The sequence below is a fragment of the uncultured Campylobacter sp. genome, from assembly GCF_938045345.1.
Taxonomy (GTDB): domain Bacteria; phylum Campylobacterota; class Campylobacteria; order Campylobacterales; family Campylobacteraceae; genus Campylobacter_B.
This window is the reverse complement of the sequence record NZ_CALIMS010000015.1, coordinates 39,657-57,255: the sequence shown is the minus strand read 5'-3', so window position 1 is coordinate 57,255 and position 17,599 is coordinate 39,657. Positions and strand designations below refer to the sequence as shown.

Annotated in this window: 20 protein-coding genes and 1 pseudogene; 16 read left to right on the top strand and 5 right to left on the bottom strand. The window is 44.6% G+C overall.

The features are described 5' to 3' along the window. The first annotated feature begins 996 nt into the window (after positions 1–996). From Q0144_RS04150 to Q0144_RS04115, 8 genes are all read left to right on the top strand, one after another. Positions 997–1,332: a hypothetical protein gene (locus tag Q0144_RS04150; RefSeq protein WP_298052997.1), complete on the top strand. Its 336-nt coding sequence runs from the start codon at positions 997–999 to the stop codon at positions 1,330–1,332. 76 nt (positions 1,333–1,408) lie between these two features. Then, positions 1,409–1,795 (top strand): Imm41 family immunity protein, encoded by a 387-nt coding sequence (locus tag Q0144_RS04145; protein WP_298061970.1) that lies wholly within the window; start codon positions 1,409–1,411, stop codon positions 1,793–1,795. A gap of 4 nt (positions 1,796–1,799) precedes the next feature. Then, positions 1,800–2,279, top strand: coding sequence for an Imm41 family immunity protein (locus tag Q0144_RS04140; RefSeq protein ID WP_298061968.1), 480 nt, complete (start codon positions 1,800–1,802; stop codon positions 2,277–2,279). Then, positions 2,272–2,610, top strand: coding sequence for a hypothetical protein (locus tag Q0144_RS04135; protein WP_298061966.1), 339 nt, complete (start codon positions 2,272–2,274; stop codon positions 2,608–2,610). The genes Q0144_RS04140 and Q0144_RS04135 overlap by 8 nt, the downstream gene beginning before the upstream one ends. A gap of 32 nt (positions 2,611–2,642) precedes the next feature. Further along, positions 2,643–3,233 (top strand): hypothetical protein, encoded by a 591-nt coding sequence (locus Q0144_RS04130; protein ID WP_298061964.1) that lies wholly within the window; start codon positions 2,643–2,645, stop codon positions 3,231–3,233. Positions 3,234–3,269: 36 nt separating this feature from the next. After that, positions 3,270–3,650 carry a hypothetical protein gene (locus Q0144_RS04125; protein ID WP_298061962.1) on the top strand — a complete coding sequence of 127 codons (381 nt, stop codon included), beginning with the start codon at positions 3,270–3,272 and terminating at the stop codon, positions 3,648–3,650. Between the two features lie 25 nt (positions 3,651–3,675). Beyond that, positions 3,676–4,236: a hypothetical protein gene (locus Q0144_RS04120; protein ID WP_298061960.1), complete on the top strand. Its 561-nt coding sequence runs from the start codon at positions 3,676–3,678 to the stop codon at positions 4,234–4,236. 92 nt (positions 4,237–4,328) lie between these two features. Next, positions 4,329–4,808: a hypothetical protein gene (locus tag Q0144_RS04115; protein WP_298061958.1), complete on the top strand. Its 480-nt coding sequence runs from the start codon at positions 4,329–4,331 to the stop codon at positions 4,806–4,808. A gap of 766 nt (positions 4,809–5,574) precedes the next feature. On the opposite strand, the gene Q0144_RS04110 is transcribed toward Q0144_RS04115, so the two are convergent. The 5 genes from Q0144_RS04110 to Q0144_RS04090 form a co-directional block, all read right to left on the bottom strand. Next, complete coding sequence (locus Q0144_RS04110; protein ID WP_298061956.1) at positions 5,575–6,441, bottom strand: hypothetical protein; 867 nt, start codon at positions 6,439–6,441, stop codon at positions 5,575–5,577. A 9-nt stretch (positions 6,442–6,450) separates the two neighbouring features. Then, positions 6,451–6,744, bottom strand: a complete 294-nt coding sequence (locus tag Q0144_RS04105; RefSeq protein ID WP_298061954.1) for a YciI family protein — start codon at positions 6,742–6,744, stop codon at positions 6,451–6,453. Positions 6,745–6,823: 79 nt separating this feature from the next. Further along, a complete protein-coding gene (locus Q0144_RS04100) occupies positions 6,824–8,077 on the bottom strand; it encodes a ComEC/Rec2 family competence protein (RefSeq protein ID WP_298061952.1) in 1,254 nt (417 codons plus the stop codon). A 122-nt stretch (positions 8,078–8,199) separates the two neighbouring features. Next, entirely contained in the window at positions 8,200–9,627 is a 1,428-nt protein-coding gene (gene glnA / locus Q0144_RS04095; RefSeq protein ID WP_297941823.1) for a type I glutamate--ammonia ligase, read from the bottom strand. A gap of 230 nt (positions 9,628–9,857) precedes the next feature. Beyond that, the gene (locus tag Q0144_RS04090) at positions 9,858–10,646 is read right to left on the bottom strand and encodes a histidinol-phosphatase (protein ID WP_298061950.1); all 789 of its coding nucleotides are present in this window, start codon (positions 10,644–10,646) and stop codon (positions 9,858–9,860) included. Between the two features lie 71 nt (positions 10,647–10,717). Between Q0144_RS04090 and Q0144_RS04085 the strand changes: the two genes are divergently transcribed. From Q0144_RS04085 to Q0144_RS04050, 8 genes and pseudogenes are all read left to right on the top strand, one after another. After that, positions 10,718–11,980 carry a peptidase U32 family protein gene (locus Q0144_RS04085; RefSeq protein ID WP_298061948.1) on the top strand — a complete coding sequence of 421 codons (1,263 nt, stop codon included), beginning with the start codon at positions 10,718–10,720 and terminating at the stop codon, positions 11,978–11,980. Beyond that, on the top strand, positions 11,977–12,477 hold the full coding sequence (gene purE / locus Q0144_RS04080; protein WP_298061946.1) for a 5-(carboxyamino)imidazole ribonucleotide mutase: 501 nt from the start codon (positions 11,977–11,979) through the stop codon (positions 12,475–12,477). Before Q0144_RS04085 ends, purE begins: the two co-directional genes overlap by 4 nt. A 3-nt stretch (positions 12,478–12,480) precedes the next feature. Further along, complete coding sequence (locus tag Q0144_RS04075) at positions 12,481–12,951, top strand: GyrI-like domain-containing protein (protein WP_298061944.1); 471 nt, start codon at positions 12,481–12,483, stop codon at positions 12,949–12,951. Positions 12,952–12,983: 32 nt separating this feature from the next. Next, a pseudogene (gene glyQ / locus Q0144_RS04070) lies at positions 12,984–13,820 on the top strand (glycine--tRNA ligase subunit alpha); the annotation flags it as partial. Positions 13,821–13,987: 167 nt separating this feature from the next. Next, positions 13,988–14,710, top strand: a complete 723-nt coding sequence (locus tag Q0144_RS04065) for a Nif3-like dinuclear metal center hexameric protein (RefSeq protein ID WP_298061942.1) — start codon at positions 13,988–13,990, stop codon at positions 14,708–14,710. Positions 14,711–14,719: 9 nt separating this feature from the next. Next, positions 14,720–15,427 (top strand): zinc ribbon domain-containing protein, encoded by a 708-nt coding sequence (locus Q0144_RS04060; protein ID WP_177388624.1) that lies wholly within the window; start codon positions 14,720–14,722, stop codon positions 15,425–15,427. Continuing rightward, positions 15,424–16,812: a glycosyltransferase N-terminal domain-containing protein gene (locus tag Q0144_RS04055; protein ID WP_298061940.1), complete on the top strand. Its 1,389-nt coding sequence runs from the start codon at positions 15,424–15,426 to the stop codon at positions 16,810–16,812. Before Q0144_RS04060 ends, Q0144_RS04055 begins: the two co-directional genes overlap by 4 nt. After that, positions 16,812–17,561, top strand: coding sequence for an RluA family pseudouridine synthase (locus Q0144_RS04050; RefSeq protein WP_298061938.1), 750 nt, complete (start codon positions 16,812–16,814; stop codon positions 17,559–17,561). Before Q0144_RS04055 ends, Q0144_RS04050 begins: the two co-directional genes overlap by 1 nt. Positions 17,562–17,599 lie beyond the last annotated feature (38 nt).

Sequence of the window (17,599 nt, the reverse complement as noted above, 5' to 3'; positions counted from 1 at the left end):
GAGCATTTGCTCGTCTGCTACCGCCGTTGCGATTATTCCTTGTAGGGATATTATTGTATTATAGATAGAATTTTCTATATCTAGTGGGTAGGATAAACTTTTATTTCTTTCAGGAGTATTTTTTTCCTAGTACTATATTATAAATAGTATTGATCTTAATATATTTTTATCGCTTGTGGGGGATATTATTTGCCAAAGCAGCTCTTTTATCATAGATAGAGCAACCTCTTAGCCTATCCCTTTTAAGGATATTTTATGTGTAGCCTTGCTTTTGATATTTTGGGCTTTACTCTAATAGAATGCTTGAGTATCGCAAAGATATTGAATCTATTTAGGTATAGAAGAGAGATTGAAGTATTGAGGGTGGCAACCCCTCATTTTTTAATCGCTCTCCCATATTTTAAAAGTCTTTGGCTATCTTAATACTATACAAGAAAATAGCATAGCTTCCTCTATACTTTTAAAGAAGCCTCTAAATCTTTAGACTTTTTATATGTAAATGAAAGTAAAAGAAGAGATTAATAAATTTGAGCTAAGAAGCTTTTAAGATCTTTCTAATATAATCCCCTTGTTCATAAGGACAAAGAAGGCTTTAAGCTTTATCTGTTTTTTATTTGTTCTCTGCCTTAAAGAATAAACATCTTACAGATAGGTGCTTAAGGCATTTAGTGAAAATGTATTAATCGGCCTCCTTAAGATTTTAAACCTTGAGCTGATACAAGGCTTAAGCTAAATTTCTTAAGGTTTGAAACTTCTTAACTCATTTTTGCTTATTATTTAAAGTTTCCTTAAAAGACGATAAATATTTTTATATAGTTTTTTAAAAGACTATATACTGATATTCTGTAATCGAGTGTTCGGGGGAATTCTGAGGGTTGTAAAAATCCAACGCAGGACACCACTTTTATTACTAATTAAATCGCAAATTCTATGATTGATTGTTTATATCTAAAAAGCCAAAAATAAGTAAGTATATAACAAGAATAAAGAGCTTTCATGAAAAATAAGATTTACTTTATTGCCGCCGTTATAATATTATTTGCGTGGATATTTTATCTATATAAAGAGCAAAGCGCCTCTTGTGATATAAAAGATCTTTTTATGGGCGATACCGAAATAACAAAAGAGTGCAGAATTGCTATAATAAGGCAATTTGAAAAGAATGGTAACCCGCGCGCATATAAGCGATTGAGTTTGGTTTATGGAAAAATTTTAAGTGAAAGACCGACAGAAGAGGTTTTAGATGAGCTAGATCAAGAAGAGATAGAATTTTTGAAAAAATTGTATCCTGATTCAGAAATTCTATCTAAAGAGCTATCAAATAGAAAATAATAGATTTTTATAAACGCAAATTTGCCATAAAGATGGCTAAATGTTTAATAAAGAATGAAAAAAAGGTAGGTGATTAATGGAGTTAGAACTTTTATGCCAGAATTCAACGAATTCTGATAAATTCAGCATCAATTCGTTTGTCGGGAAATTTATATATCAAAGAACCTGGTCGGATTGCGACTATTGGGAGTTAGATAAAACTTTAATGCAGATTTTGAGCTTTTATCATAAAAAAACGCTTCCAAGAGAAATTTTCATCGCAATACTAGCGATATTTAATGATGTTATCGGCGTGGAGGACAAATCGGAAATTTATGTAAGCAATATATTGTGTGCGAAAAACAGCGACGGCGTAGTGCCTAGCATATATGATAGATTTGAAAGATTAAAGGTTCTATGCAACAGCATCGTATTCAAAGAAAAGCTTGACAATAACGGTTTTTGGTATGTTCCAAAGGATTAATGCAATGAATCTTGTAAATTTTTATAGAAATACCGCATTTGATGATAGATATGATGCAAATTCGTTCATAGGTATGATTTTAGATAATAATCTATGGTCCGATGAAGAGTATTGGAAATTGGAAGCCGATTTAAAAAAGATTTTGCAGCATTATAAAAACAAAGAGTTGGACCCAGAAATAATGCAAGGCATTATTTCTATCTCTAATGATATATTTCTAAACGGAAGTTGGCGCGACGTAGATATAGATGCAAAAAGCGAATGTTTTAAGCTAGACGAATATCAAGAAGATACAAAGCCGAATATTTTTGATAGATTTCGCCGTCTAAGAAGCTTATTATTGGCGGTTGCGTCAGGGGATGAAAATTTCTATAAAATCAAATTTTTCTATGAAAATTGTACGCCGGATTCTTGTGCTAAAAATAGCAAAGACGGCGCGGTAGTTAAAATTCCATTAAAAGGAAATGCGGTTTTAAATGAATAAAAAGACGTTTTTAACTATTTTATCGGTAATAATCGAAGATGGCGATTATATCTCTTTATGGGAAATCGTTTGGGAATTAAATTCTATTAACATTGCCAATTCGCTTAAAGTAGCGAAAAAAATTTTATTGTCCTTATACGAGCAAGGTTATATAAGATTGTTTAGTTCAAATTGGGGTTATGATACAGAAACAAAAGAGATATGTGATAAATCTGAAATTTTAAATATTTTAAGGGATGATAAAAATTATGAGCCGGTCGGCGTAAATGGTAAATACTTTTGTGTGACCGAAACGCAGCAAGGAAGAGCTTATTATGCAAAACAATGCTAAAATGCGAAAAACAATAGTTTGGACGGTATAAAATGAGAGTAAAAGCGCTTGATTTAAATTTAAGCCCGTACGTCTATTTCTTTAGTAAAGCGGAAGATTTTAGGTTTAAGATTTTTAAAGATTTCCAAGCTGCAAGCGGGAAAAGATCGCTGGATTTTTATGAGCTTGATGCGTTTAGTCTAATGAAAAGCACCGAGGTTTATGAGACCGACTCTATTACTAGCACATTAATTCATAATTTTAATTTATGCGATGAGAATGTAAAAGATATTTTAATAATGTTATTTGGGCAGTTTTATCTAAATAATTTTATAGGTACCGACATAAAATATAAAACTAGCGCTAATATAAATTTAAATATGAAGAAATTTGAAGAATGGAAAATTTTAAGAGAAAATTTCTTTTATAATTTAGATAATTTTGTAGCCCGCCCATACGAACCTCTAAAAAATTATACTCGCGCAGACGGTGCCTTTTGGGAAGAGCCGAATCGGTGGTGCCACCATAATATGTATATATTTATCGCAGAATGCAGCAAAAAATATTATGATGAAATTTTAATTCCGAGCCTTTACAATAAATACAAATACAAGAGGTTGGTATCGACGAAGAGGGAAGTGTAACAAAGTGGTACGGAATATAAAATTTAGGAGGATAAAATGTTAATAAAAGAAAGATTATTGAGAGAATTATGCTGCCTCGCCTCATTGGAATGTCAAGAAAAATATATGCTCAACCCAACAGAGGATAAGTATTTGTTGTGCATAGATTTAATAGGAGACTGCGAGAACGCTTGCAAAATAGCCCTAGTGGAATCAAACAGAATTTATTTCAGCGTAGAGGAGCGTAAAGCGATAGTTAAAATGCTAGATAAATTTGCAGAGTGCGATTCAAAATTTTGGGAAGAAGAGGAAAGGGCTTCTATGGCAGACTACGAAGACTTTATATACCACAATAGTACCTTTTGCGGACTACGCGAATTAGCTCTAAAAACAATCCAAATTTTTGGTTATGAACTTGATGACCTCGACTACGACTAAGAGCCTTAATAAGGAAAAATAGAATATGTACAAGCAAATAAAAGAGCTGTTAGAAAAGAGCGGTATAGAATTGAGCGAGGGTTTGAAAGAGAGCGAAATAGACAAAATAGAGCAAATTTATGAGTTTAAATTTCCAAAAAGCCTAAGAGATTTTTTGTCATATACATTGCCTATTTCGGTAGAATTTTATAATTGGAGAGACTTTAGCGATGAAAACATAAAGGAGATAAAGCAGGCTATGAACTACGTCTTTGAGTACTTAAAAAACGATCCTATTGATGAAATTTTCCCAAACGAGAGCTATTGGAATACGCAAAAATGGGGTCCGATGCCCGAAGACAAATCTCGCAAGCGAGCCATTATACTAGAGGTAGCCAAAATCGCGCCTAAGATTATACCCGTATATTCCCATAGATATATGCCGTGTCTTAAATTACCGGATCCACCGGTCTTATCTATACACTATACCGATGTCATTTATTATGGGAAAAATTTATATGACTACTTTTTGAGGGAATTTAGTAAAAATCCTCTTGAGCCGATTAGAAAATGCCCGTATGTGCCTTTTTGGTCTGATTTGTATTAAAATTTAATAAAGGCGAGTTTGCGTTAATCTACGCTTATTTGATTTTTAGAATTTTAAGAAAATATGCGTTAGCATAGTTGGAGTGAGGAAAAATGATAGAAGTAGTGATTGACTTTGACGAGTTGCAAAAAGACAGAAGATATATTGATGAGTGGCATGATTATTGCCCCAAAGAAATAGAGCATAAGTTATACTCATATTTATCCGAAAAGCTGTCTTTACCGCTACGTATCGGCTCTGATGCATTCGCGGATTTCTTTTGGTTTCTGCGATTTAAGGAATGGAAAGACTATAGCGAGGAAGAGTGGGGGCAATATAAAGATAAAGACGAGTGGGAAAGCTATAGCGAATATATCGAGGAAAAAGAAGAAAACTCACGATGCGGTTTAAAAAATAAGCAAGGCGTTCGAGACGATTTAAAGTTAATTTTCTTAAATTTTAATGCATTTAAGAAAAAATACAGCGATTTGGCTAAACAGCTGCTAGATGTGATAAAATTTACGCTCTCGGAGACTGCCAAATACCCAGATTACGATGACTTACTTGATATTCAAATAGAAATTCGAAGCTAGAAGATTATGAAGCGGCTACGAGAAATAAATTTAAGTACGAGAGAATTTTAAAAATATATTACGATATAATGCGCGCAAACCCATATCCCAATAAAAGGAAATCCAAATGCAAATTGATGGAAATGAGATATTTAATAAAGGCGGGCTTATGTTTAATCTGTGCCGAGTAGCCTCTTTGGAATATCAGGACAAATATATCGTTCATCCCACAAAGGACTACTATATATTAGATATTAGCGGACGAAATAATAGATTGGCTATATGATTTTTGCAAAAATGCCCTATTGGAGCAATTTAAATTTTGTTTTTTACCATACGAAAGGGATGCACTAAGAGAACTTATGGAGCTTATAGATAGATACTTTAAAGATCAAAGCCTGCTAGAAGGAGATACCTACGATTATCTAGTCTATCAGAACAAATCATGGGTAGAGGTTAGAGAGTTGGCCTTAAAGACTTTGTATATCTTCGGGTATGATTTGGAAGACTTCGACTATGATTAAACCCGGATTAGACCTAGCAGAATGAAATTTGTCGTATATATCTTTACTCTGCTGCTATGTCTAAGCGCCTGGGTTCTGTTTGGTTATATACAGTAAAAATAAGACGACATGCCGCGCAAGCAAATAGTTTCATTTCGGGCACATTTATGCTGCGCCGTACCATATTGCGCGCTGTAACTCAATCTAACGCCGCCAGGTCGTGCTCTAGCCGCTACGTCGCGACGCATACTATCGCTACGCCTCAAACCCTTGCGCCGAAATGCCTAGATCATCTTTCCGACGAGTTTTTCTTTAAATTCTTTATAAATTTCAGGCCCCGCGTGTTTGTATTCGCTCGTCAGTTTGTTGTGAAATTCTGCCATATCGCCGCCGCTTTCGCGGTAGAGCTTGATCGCGTTTCGCCTTACGGCGCCGTCTTTTAGGTCGCTATCGTAGGTGATGCTCGCGTATCGCGTCCGCGCGCCGTCCTTGATCTCGCGGTAGGCCTCGCAGCCCTTGGCTCTGCCGAGTTTTGCGACGCACGCGGCGTATAGGGCTTGCAGGCTCACGCACTGGGGTATCAGCGCCTCCGCCGCGATGAGGTCCGCTTTGGCGATTTTAGAATTTACGGTTTTTTGTTCCTGTTGTACAGCCTTCGGCTCCTGCTTCGCGGTTTTTACCCCTTGCTTTTGAACCTTTGGCTCCTGCTTTGCAGTTTTCGGTTCCGCTTTTTGGGCTTTTTTCTCCGCCGCACCGCTTGTTTTGCTTTGTTTTGCGCCCGCTCCTGCGGCATGCGAGGCTAGGCTGATCTTTTCAAATTTCGGATTTTTGCGGTAGTTTAGATTATTAAAGAATTCTATCACGTCGTCGTAAAATTTATCGTTGCTGACGATACCGATCTTGCCCTCCTGCCCGCAGAGCTTGCCCATCAAAAATACGATGATCTTATCGGCGAAGTCCTTTCTTTGTTTGCCGATTGTAAAAACCTCGCCTATGCTAACACCCATCTTCGATAGGCGCGCAAGGGTCAAGGCGCCGATCTTTTTGGCGGTGTTGGAGACGATATTTAGCTCGTCGCCCTCTTTTAGATTTACGACGTCGAAGATATTATCTACGTCTATATTTTCGTCGTCAATGATAAAATGGGTCAAATTCGATCCTTATTGTTCGCTAAAAAGTCGCCAAAACTCGGGCGCAAATTTCGTCGGCGCAAATTCTATGATCTCGTATTTTGCGACGCCATTTTGGAAGAACGGATCTTGCGCGATGATCTCATCAAGCTCCGTGCGGTCTTTGGCGTTGATTAAGATGACGCCGCCGGTGCGAGGGACTTTGCGCCCCGAGCAGATAAATTTATCGGCCGCATAAAATCGGTCTAAAAACGCGTTGTGCTCGTTGATGAAGCGATCGATTTCGCTAATTTCTTTGACGTAAGTGAGGTTTGCAATAAACATTTTGATCCTTTGTGAGATTTGAAGCGCGATTTTAGCATAAAATTCCAACGGATAAAATTCCTGCTGGAATTTTCGCGCGCTACGTTATAAAAAATATAGGCGAAATTCCGATTATCGCGCATCCAAGCGCTGCGTAGCGAAGCTTTATCGCAGCAAGCGCACAGATGTTTGCGAGCGCGAAAAGAAGCGGCGGAATTTGCGCCTGAAAGCTCGGCAAAGTAAAGTTTAAAAACGCAAGCAGCGGCGTATCGAGCGCGCCGCCGAGCCCGAATAGATGCAAAAAGATGCTTAGCGGATAAAAGATCACGAACGCGTATCCCAGCGGCATTACGCTAAACTGCTGCAGCGAAGCGGTCGGGAAGAAATAATAGACCGCCGCGTTCATGCTGAGCCAAACGTAGAGATTGAAAAGTATGACGTTTTGCCAGAGCTTAAATTTGGGCGCGAAGTGGTGCAGGTAGAGGAAAATATATAGCACGCCCAGACAGGAGAAATAAAATCCGATCGAAAAGGCTAAGTGCGGGAAAAACGCAAGCAGAAGCGCGATCGTTAGGAAGAGGTTCGTAAATTTAAGTACGTAGAAATTTCGCATCGCGAGGAAAAACCCCACGCAGCACATCGCAAGCGAGCGCAGAAAGCTCGGCGTAAAATCAAGCACGAAGAGATATCCGCTCATCAGCACGATCACAAAGACGCTAAGATCGCGCCTCGCGCTGCGATACGGAAAGTAGCGATCCTGAAAATAGCGGTAGATCGGCATTGCAAGCAGAAAGACCGTGCTAAAGATAATGCCCAGATGAAAGCCGCTGATCGAAATGATGTGCGCTATGCCCCAGTTCGTCACGCTAGCACGCAGTGGTTTTGAAATTTCGGTCGCAAAATACAGCGCGGAGTAAAGATCCGCCGTCATCTCATCTTCGTGTTGGGCGCGAACGAATTCTATAGCGCGCCATTTTGCCCCTGAGGGCGCGGTTTCGGCTGAAATTTTAAAATTTGGCGCGTAAAAGCGCTGCTTTAAAAAATCTAAAAATTTTACGTTTTTGGTTACGATGCCGATATTTACGCGCGCGAAGCGGTGAAATTCCCGCCCGAGCCCAGCGGTCGTGTAGAGAGTGAAATCCGCCGTTTTGAGCTTTAGCACCGTGTAGGTGCGGCCGCGCTCGTTCGTTTTGGCGTAGGCGTTTAAAATTTGCGCGTCGTAAAAAGCGTAGTTTTTCGCGCGAAATTCTTTGAATTCATAAAATTTCAGACCTAAGTTTATCGATAAAATTCCAAGCAAAATGAGCAGAAAGTATAAAATTTCGCGTTTAGAGTAAAAGAGTTGAAGCTTCACGGGCGGTGTTTAAGTTCGCGCGACGAAATTTTAAAAGCTCGCGCGCGGCGAAATTTTAAAATTCCAAGGCCTTATGCCGCCCCGCCTCGCAAAAGATCGGCGGCGCGGCATAAAATTTGGTCTTAGCACGAATAATTCGTCGCAAACTCAAACGGCGTAGGGCGCGCCTCGTAAGGCCAAACTTGAGTTTCAAATTTAAAATGCTGATAGGTCTCGATAAAAAGCTCGCTCATTATCGGGCGCAGATATTCATTATCGCGGATCACCGCCTCTAGGCTGCCGCGAAGCGTGTGCGGAAGCTGTTCGATGCCGCGCTCGCGGATCTCATCCAGGTGCAGCTTGAATAAATTCTCATCCATCGGCCCGACCGGCTCGGTTTTGTTTTTGATACCGTCGATTCCCGCCATCAGCATTGCCGCAAATGCCAAATACGGGCACGCCGTGCTATCAGGAAAGCGCATCTCTGCACGCACGGAGTTCTCGCCGCTGCCGTAAGGGATACGGATCGAAGCGGAGCGGTTTTGGCTCGAATAAGTTAGAATGGACGGCGCCTCAAAGCCCGGGATTAGGCGCTTATAGCTGTTAGTGCTCGGGTTTGTAAACGCAGCGACGCTGCGCGCATGCTTTAGCACGCCGCCGATATACCATCTTGCCGCATCGCTTAAATTTGCGTAGTTGCCCTTTTTGTAAAAGGTGTTTTTGCCCTTTTTCCAGATCGATTGGTGCACGTGCATTCCGCTGCCGTTGTCGCCGTAGAGCGGCTTCGGCATAAAGGTCGCAGTCTTGCCGTTTAGGTGCGCGACCATCTTTACGACGTATTTGTATTTTTGCACGTTGTCGGCGGCCTCGACGAGAGTGCCGTATTTAACGCCGATCTCGCCCTGGCCTTGCGCTACTTCGTGGTGACAGATGAAGGTCTCAAGCCCGATCTGTTCAAGTACCTTTAGCATCTCGGCGCGCAGATCGACCATCGAATCGACGGGCTGGACGGGGAAGTAGCCGCCCTTTACGCCCGGGCGGTGGCCGCTATTAAAGCCGTCTTTGTAGTTTTTGCCGCTGTTCCAATGCCCCTCTTCGGTATCTACCTTAAACATCGCGCAGTTCATATCGTCGATGATCTTTACGTCGTCGAAAACGAAAAACTCATTCTCCGGCCCGAAGTAGCAGGTATCTCCAAGCCCCGTGGTTTGTAGAAACTGCTCGGCTTTTTTAGCGATCGAGCGCGGGCATTTTTCGTAAAGCTCGTTTTTGTAGATGTCGTAAACGTCGCAGATGACGATGATCGTAACGTCCGCGGTGAATGGGTCCAAAAACGCCGTTGCTACGTCGGGCTTTAGCATCATATCGGATTTATCGATCGGCTGCCACGCCGCTACCGAGCTTGCGTCAAATGGAATTCCGTCGGCGAAGTCCTTCGGCAGGCGCTTGTAGTTGTAAGCGACGTGGTGCCAGGTACCCTTTAGATCGGTAAATCTAAAATCCACGAACTCGACCTCGTTTTCATCGCAAAATTTAAAAAATTCCTTCACGTCATTAACAAATTTTCCCATATTTTTTCCTTTTTCCGCCCGTATTCGGGCTAAATTTAACGGCGGATTTTAACATTATTTAGTTGAAATTCGACTTTATCTGCGCCGTTTTGCGCGTCGCGATTTTTAAAATTTCTCGCCGCCGTGCCTTTTGAAATCTGAAATTTTCACGCCACTGAAGATTTTGAAATTTTAAAATTTATCGCCGTCCGTGCCTTTTAAATTTAGCAGAGAGCGGCTGCCGTTAAAATTTACGCCAGACTTACAAACTGCCGCTCGCGATTTTTGAAAACGGCGATCTTATCGTAGCCGAACTCGCGCGCTTTGGCGTAAATTTTATCGTAGTTTAGCGCTACTTGAGCTACCGAGTGCGCGTCCGAGCTAAGCGTGATCGGCACGTCCGCATCCGCAAGCGCCTCTAAAAGTGCATCGCTTGGATAAATTTCATTTGCGGGCTTGCGAAGCCCCGCGGAGTTTAGCTCCACGACGATACCGCTTTTTTTGATCGCGTTTATCGCGCCGCCAGCCAAAACTCTGATATCTTTTTTCGGAGTAAATTTAAAAATTTTAATCAGATCCATGTGCCCTAAAATGTCGAATTTGCCGCTTCTGCACAGCGCGCAGATCAGCGCAAAGTATTCGCGATAAACGTCGTCTATTTCGCGCCCGCTCCACTGATCTAAAAATTCCTCGTTATCAAAGCCCCAGTTGTTTAAAAAATGCACCGAGCCGATGAGATAATCAACCTCGCGCGCGAAAACCCGCTCATCCATTAGCTCTTTTTTCGTCATAAAATCGACCTCATATCCGAGCCGCACATCGATCCGCCCGCTAAACTCATCTCGCAGATCTCTAATCATCCGCTCGTAAAGCTCCATCTGCTCGAAACTCATTCGGTATTTTTGATCGAAGTTCATCGGCGCGTGATCCGCAAAGCCGAAAATTTCTATGCCTCGTGCGATCGCCGCTTCCAAATACTGTCGCGGCTCGCCGCTAGCGTGGTTGCAAAGATAGGTGTGGTTGTGCAGATCGGCTCGCATCAACTGCTCCTTAAATAAAATTTTGGCTAAATTGTAGTAAAATCGCGCTTAAAAAATCACTAGGAATATATTTGAAAAAACCCGAACTCTTAGCTCCTGCTGGGAATTTAACGAAACTAAAAATCGCCCTCGCGTACGGCGCGGACGCCGTGTATGCAAGCACCGGCTCATTTTCGCTGCGCCAGCGAAGCGCGAAGGAATTTAGCAAAGAAAGCTTCGCGCAGGGCGTCGCGTACGCGCATGAGCGCGGCAAGAAGCTCTACGCGACCGTAAACGGCTTTGCGACCAACGGCCAGCTTGAAAATATCAAAAGGCATTTGGAATTTCTTCGCGATCTGCGCGTGGATGGAATTTTAATCGCCACTTTGGGCGTTGCGAGCCTTGCGCGAGCCGTAGCGCCTGAGATTCCGATTCATGTCTCTACCCAAGCTAACGTGCTAAATTATCTCGACGCGCAGGTTTGGGCAGAGCTCGGCGCCGTCCGCATCGTCGCGGCGCGAGAGATGACGCTCAAAGACGCCGTGGAGATTAAAGAAAAAATTCCGAATCTCGAGATTGAAATTTTCGTGCACGGCTCAATGTGTTTCGCATACAGCGGGCGCTGTCTTGTTAGCGCGGTGCAAAGCGGACGCTTCAGCAACCGCGGAAGCTGCGCGAACGACTGCAGATTTAACTACGAGCTTTATGCGAAAAATCCCGAAACCAGCGCGCTTTTTCGCTTGCAAGAGCGCGAAGGGGAGGGGACTTTCGTAATGAACGCGAAGGATCTTAGCCTCATTTCGCACGTGCAAAAGATCATGCAAACGGGTGCGATCGACAGCTTTAAAATCGAAGGGCGCACTAAAAGCGAATACTACGTCGCATGCGCCACGAATGCCTACCGCGCGGCGATCGACGATGCCGCGGGCGATAAATTTGAGGCCCGTGTTTACGAGCGCGAGATTGCGACGCTTAAAAACCGCGGCTTTAGCGACGGATATTTAATAAAGCGCCCGTACGAGCGAGAGGATACGCAAAATTTAGACCGCAGCATCGAGCTTGGTACGCATCAGGTTTGCGCGATCTCGCAGGATGGCGAGTTTATAAGCGTCAAAGATAAAATTTTACCCGGCGTTTCGTATGAAATTTTTGCTCCGCGCGGCTTTGAAATTTGCGCTTGCGATAATGAGATCGGCGAAATTTACGAGCTTAGCGGCAAGCCATATTTAAAATTTAAGAAGCTGCAAAGCCGCAGCGATAAGGAATTTAGCGAGATTCACAGCGGCAATCTAAATGAGATTAAGCTGCCTGCGAAACTCGCGGAGTTTTGCTTTTTAAGAAAGGAGATAGAATGAAATTTGTTTCTATAATAATGGGCTCAAAGAGCGATTACGAGGTCGTTTACGAGGCGGCTAAAATTTTAAATGAATTCGGCGTAGCGTACGAGATGATTGTATCTTCGGCGCACCGAAGCCCCGCCCGCACGGCAAAATATGTCGCGGGCGCCGAGAAAAAGGGCGCACAGGTTTTCATCTGTGCGGCGGGCATGGCGGCGCATCTTGCGGGCGCGGTCGCTGCAAATACGACCAAGCCGGTGCTGGGCGTCCCGCTCGGCGGTAGCGCGCTTGGCGGCGTAGATGCGCTATATTCGACCGTGCAGATGCCTGCGGGCATCCCCGTCGCGACGCTTGCGATCGGCAAGGCGGGCGCAAAAAACGCGGCGTATCTGGCGGTGCAAATTTTAGCTCTAAACGACGAGGTGCTAAGCTCGAAGCTAAAGGCGGATCGCGCGGCAAAAGCGGAGGCGCTGAAAAAGGACTCCGAGCAGATCGAAGTGCTGCTTGAGGGCTAGGCTTTGAAAATTTTAAAATTGCGCGAAGGCTTTGAAATTTGCGGCCTAAAGACTCGCACGAATAACGCAGATGAGATGAGCGGGCGAGGGGTGATCGCAAATTTGTGGGGCGAGTTTTTAAAATTTAACGCTAGCAGAAGCAGCGCTGCGAAAAGTGAAATTTATGCTGCGTATTACGACTATGAAAACGGCGCACAGGGCGAATACTCCGTGCTAATAGGCACTTGCTCGCAGGAGAGGCGCTATAAAGAAAGCCACGACGAAGCTTGCAAATCCGCGAAGCAGTGCTGCAAAAATGAGTGCGATGAAACCTGCGATAAATTACGTATCGAAGCGGGCGATTACGCGGTTTTTGATTTTGCAAACGAGCCTACGAGAGCTGGCGAATACTGGACCGGAATTTGGAAATTTTTTGAGAGCTCGAAGCTTCAAAGAGCCTTTGAAGCAGGCTTTGAAAGGCGCTTTGGAAGATAAATTTAAATTTACATATCGATAAAAGGATAAAAATGACGTTTTCACAGATTATTTTGACGCTTCAAAACTACTGGCACGAGCAGGGCTGTTTGCTCGTTCAGCCCTACGATATGCCTGCGGGCGCAGGCACCTATCATCAGGCTACCTTTTTGCGTAGCCTAGGAAGCAAACCTTGGCGCGCGGCATACGTTGCACCATCGCGTCGCCCCACAGACGGGCGCTACGGCGAAAACCCAAACCGCTTGGGTGCATATTATCAGTTTCAGGTGATCTTAAAGCCGAGCCCGGACAACATCCAAGAACTCTATCTAAAAAGCCTAGAGAAGCTGGGGTTGGATCTTAAAAGTCACGATATCCGCTTCGTAGAAGACAACTGGGAGAGCCCGACGCTGGGAGCATGGGGGCTTGGCTGGGAGGTTTGGCTGGACGGCATGGAGGTGACGCAGTTTACATATTTTCAGCAAGTAGGCGGCATCACGTGCGAGCTAATTAGCGGCGAGATTACCTACGGACTTGAGCGCTTGGCGATGTATCTGCAAAATAAAGACGACGTTTACGACATTGTCTGGGACGATAAAGCGGGGCTCTTGACCTACGGCGACGTGCATAAAAGGGGCGAATTCGAGTTTAGTAAATATAACTTCGAGCTTGCGGACACCGCGATGCTTTTTAATCAATTTGAAAACTGCTTCGGCGAGTGCAAAAGCATCCTAAAGCACGGCCTGGCGCTTCCTGCGTATGATTACTGCATGCTTGCGGCGCACACGTTCAACGTCCTTGACGCGCGCGGCGCGATCTCGGTCACGCAGAGACAGGATTATATTTTAAAGATCCGCGATCTTGCCAAAAACTGCGCGCTTTGCTACGCAGACCCGCAAAAATACGTCGCCGAGCTGGACGCCGCGGCGTGCGGCGATAAAAAAGGCGGCAAAGACGGCGGCGCGGCGTCCGCTTCCTCCGCAGGCGCAAATTTAAAAAACGCCCACGGCAAGAAAAACACCGCAGACAAAGCGGATGAAAGCGCAAAGTAGGATTTATGAAAACGGGCGAAATTTATGAAATTTTAAACGCCGCCGCGCCCTTTTGCGACGCGGAGGCGTGGGATAATAGCGGGCTAATGCTCGGAAGCTTGAATGATGAAATTTCAAAAATCTATCTAAGCCTCGATGTTACTAGCGAGCTGGTGCGCGAAGCTGAGGTGGGCTCGCTTTGCGTGGTGCACCACCCGCTGATTTTCAGCCCGCTAAAATCGCTTGATCCGCGGCTATATCCTGCAAATTTGATCTATGAGATGATCCGCAAAAATATCTCTCTCATCGCGATGCATACGAACTTTGACAAGCACGTTTTAAATGGATTCGTAGCGCGCGAAATTTTAAAATTTGAAATTACGGACGAGCGGGATTTTTTGGTTTTTATGCGCGCGGATTTGAGCTTTGAGCAGCTGTGCGCACAGATAAAGCGCATGCTTGGCATCGAGCATCTGCGCGCCGTGAAGACGAAAGATTTCATCCAAAATATCGCGCTTTGCACCGGCAGCGGAAGCGAACTGAACCAAAGCTTGGGCGTGGATTGCTTCATCACGGGCGATATAAAATATCACACGGCGCTTCAAAATTTAGAAAACGGCGTGAGTTTGATCGACATAAATCATTTTGAAAGTGAGCGCTATTTTGGGCGCGCGCTCGCACCTTTCTTGCAAAAAAGCGAAATTGAAGTTATAATAAGCGAGCAAAAAAATCCATTTACGTATTATTAAAGGAAAAAGATGAACAAATATTTAAGCCAATTGGTAGAGCTTTGCGAATTCGATAAGCAGCTGGACGGATTTAAGCCTAAAATCGAGGCTGCACAGGAGAAGCTGAGTAAAAAAAGCACTGAAATAAACGGCGCAAAAGAACAGATCGAAACTCTAAATGCGGAGATCGCCGAGCTAAAATCTCAAATTTTACAAGCAAACGCGCAGCTTAGCGCCTTTTCGTCCAAGCTAAAAAGCACGGGCAAAAAAAGCGGCGCGGCAAAAACCGAAAAGGAGATCAAGGCTCTTAGCGTCGAAGAGGACATCGCAAAAGAGCAGCTCGAAGCTACAAACGAGGAGATCGAAAGGCTAGAAAAGATCGTAGCCGCAAAGGAAGCGCTCGTAAAAGAGCAGAGCGAAAAGCAAGAGGCGTTTGAAGCCGAGCTAAAAAGCTTGCAAGAGCAGGTAAGCGCCGAAATGGGCGAGGTCGAGGTTGCTCGCGGCGCGATCTACGCTAAGCGCGATAAATTAATGCAGGCGATGAACCCCAAAACCGTCTCATTCTACGAAAAGATCCGCAAGTGGGCGGGCAATACGGCGGTCTCGCCGGTGCGCAAACAGGCCTGCTACGGCTGCTTTATGCGTATAAGCGACAAGACCTATTCCGCAGTCATTAAAAGCGACGACATCGTAACCTGCCCGTATTGCGGCAGAATTTTATATAAAGAAGCCGAGTGATCTACACCGCCTTGGCGTTTTTGGCGTGGCTTGCAGCTGCGCCTTTTATTTTTATCCTAAGCTTTAAAAAAAAATACCGCACGAGCCTGAAAGCGCGATTTTTTCTATACAAAAACCCTAAATTTAGCCCCGCTGCGGTGCACTTTCACGCTTGCAGTCTAGGAGAGGTAAACGCTCTTGCGCCGCTAATTTCTAAATTTGAGAGCGTCGCGCTTAGCACGACCACGCAGACGGGCTTTGATGCGGCGCGCTCTCTCACGCCGAACTCTCGCTACCTGCCTTTTGAAAATTGGCTTCCATTTTGGCTTACGGGCAGCCGCGTGCTGGTGATCTTTGAGGCCGAGCTGTGGCTAAATTTGATCCGTTCCGCTAAATCGCGCGGAAGCTACGTGATCCTGCTAAATGCGCGCATAAGCGACCGCTCGTACGCGAGTTATCTGCGCTTTAAGTTTTATTATCGCAAGGTGTTTGAAAATATCGATTTGGTGCTTGCGCAAAGCGAGCTTGATGCGGCGCGGCTGCGGGAGCTCGGCGCAAAAAATATAAAGGTCGCGGGTAACGTGAAAAGCGCGAATATCGCCGTTGCGACGAAGGACTATTCTGCCGCGTCCGCAAATAGCTTCGTGCTTACGATCTCAAACACTCACGAGGGCGAGGAGGAGCTTGTTTTATCAAATTTAAACGATTTTATAAAATTTCGCAGTTCGCAAAATATGCCCGAAAAATACCCACGCGCAGCGAGTGCCCGCGGCGATAGAAGCTTGCCTGGGGCTGAGCTTCGCGACGAGCAGGGCTCGACCGAGCCGGTAAATTTAAACGTAACTTCTTTGGATGCGGCGAGCTTAAGCGACGCTTCGTCCGCCGTGCCGAATACGACGCCTTTAAACGGCGCGTCTTTAAATTCTGCTGCACCGAATGCAGCAGCTTCGACTACCGCGCCGCAAAAGCTAAAAATTATCCTGGCGCCGAGGCACCCGGAGCGCTTTGAAAAGGCCTACGAAATTTGCAAGGCTTGGGCGCATGAGCATGGGCTTAGCTTCGAGCGATTTAGCGATGGCGCAGGGCTTCGGAGCAATTTTATTTTGCTCGATGCTTTCGGGGAGCTAGCGAACTTTTATAAAATTTCAAACGTCGTAATCTTAGGCGGCAGTTTTTTGCGCAATATCGGCGGACACAGCCCGATCGAGGCGGCGAGCTTCGGCGTACCGATCATCAGCGGGCGATTTTTTCATAATCAAAAGGCGCTGTACGCGCTCGTGCAAAATATCGCTCTGTGCGAGGCGAACGAAATTTCAAGCGCTTTAAAAGAGCCGCTAAAGGGGACGCGGATAGATAAAATTTGTGATCTGCAAGAGATAGAAAATTTAATCAAGGAAAGAATTTAATGCAAGAAAAAGCCTATAAGCTGCTAGCGGCGCAGGAAAACATCTCGCACAACGAAGCCAAGGCCCTCATCGACGCGGGGCTTGTGAGCGCGCGCGGCGCAAAGATCGCTCTAGCGCGCGAGATGCTAGGCGAAAATACTAAATTTAGCGTGATGAAACCCGCAAAACCCGCGATCATTTACGAGGATGAGAACGTTTTGGCGGTCAATAAGCCGCCCTTTATGAGCAGCGAAAATTTAGAAAAAATCTATAAATTCGGGCTTCTAAACCGCCTGGATAAGGAAACCAGCGGCGTCGTGCTGCTGTACAAAAACGAAGAATTTCGCGAAGCGGCGATTGCAGAGTTTAAAAATTTGCGCGTGAAGAAAAGCTATATCGCGATCGTAAAAGGGATCGTGAGCGAAGAGATGAAATTTGACGAGCCGATTTTGACGATAAAGACCCGAAGCGGCGCGTTTTCTAAAATTTCGCCAAACGGTAAGAGCGCATTTAGCGAGGTTTATCCGCTGATGGTAAGCGGCAAAAAATCGCTTGTAAAGGTGCGGATCGAGACGGGCAGGACGCATCAGATCCGCGTGCATCTGGCAAATGCGGGATTTGGCGTAATAGGCGATGAAAAATACGCTAAAAGCCGCGCAAAACGGATGTTTCTGCACTCATACGAGACCGAAATTTTGGGGCTAAAATTTAAAGCTCCGCCGGGTAAAAGCTTCAACGAATTCGGCTTTGAAATTCCTAAGGATCTCTGATATTCAATGGCTTTTAAGTTAATTTTAGGTAACATCGC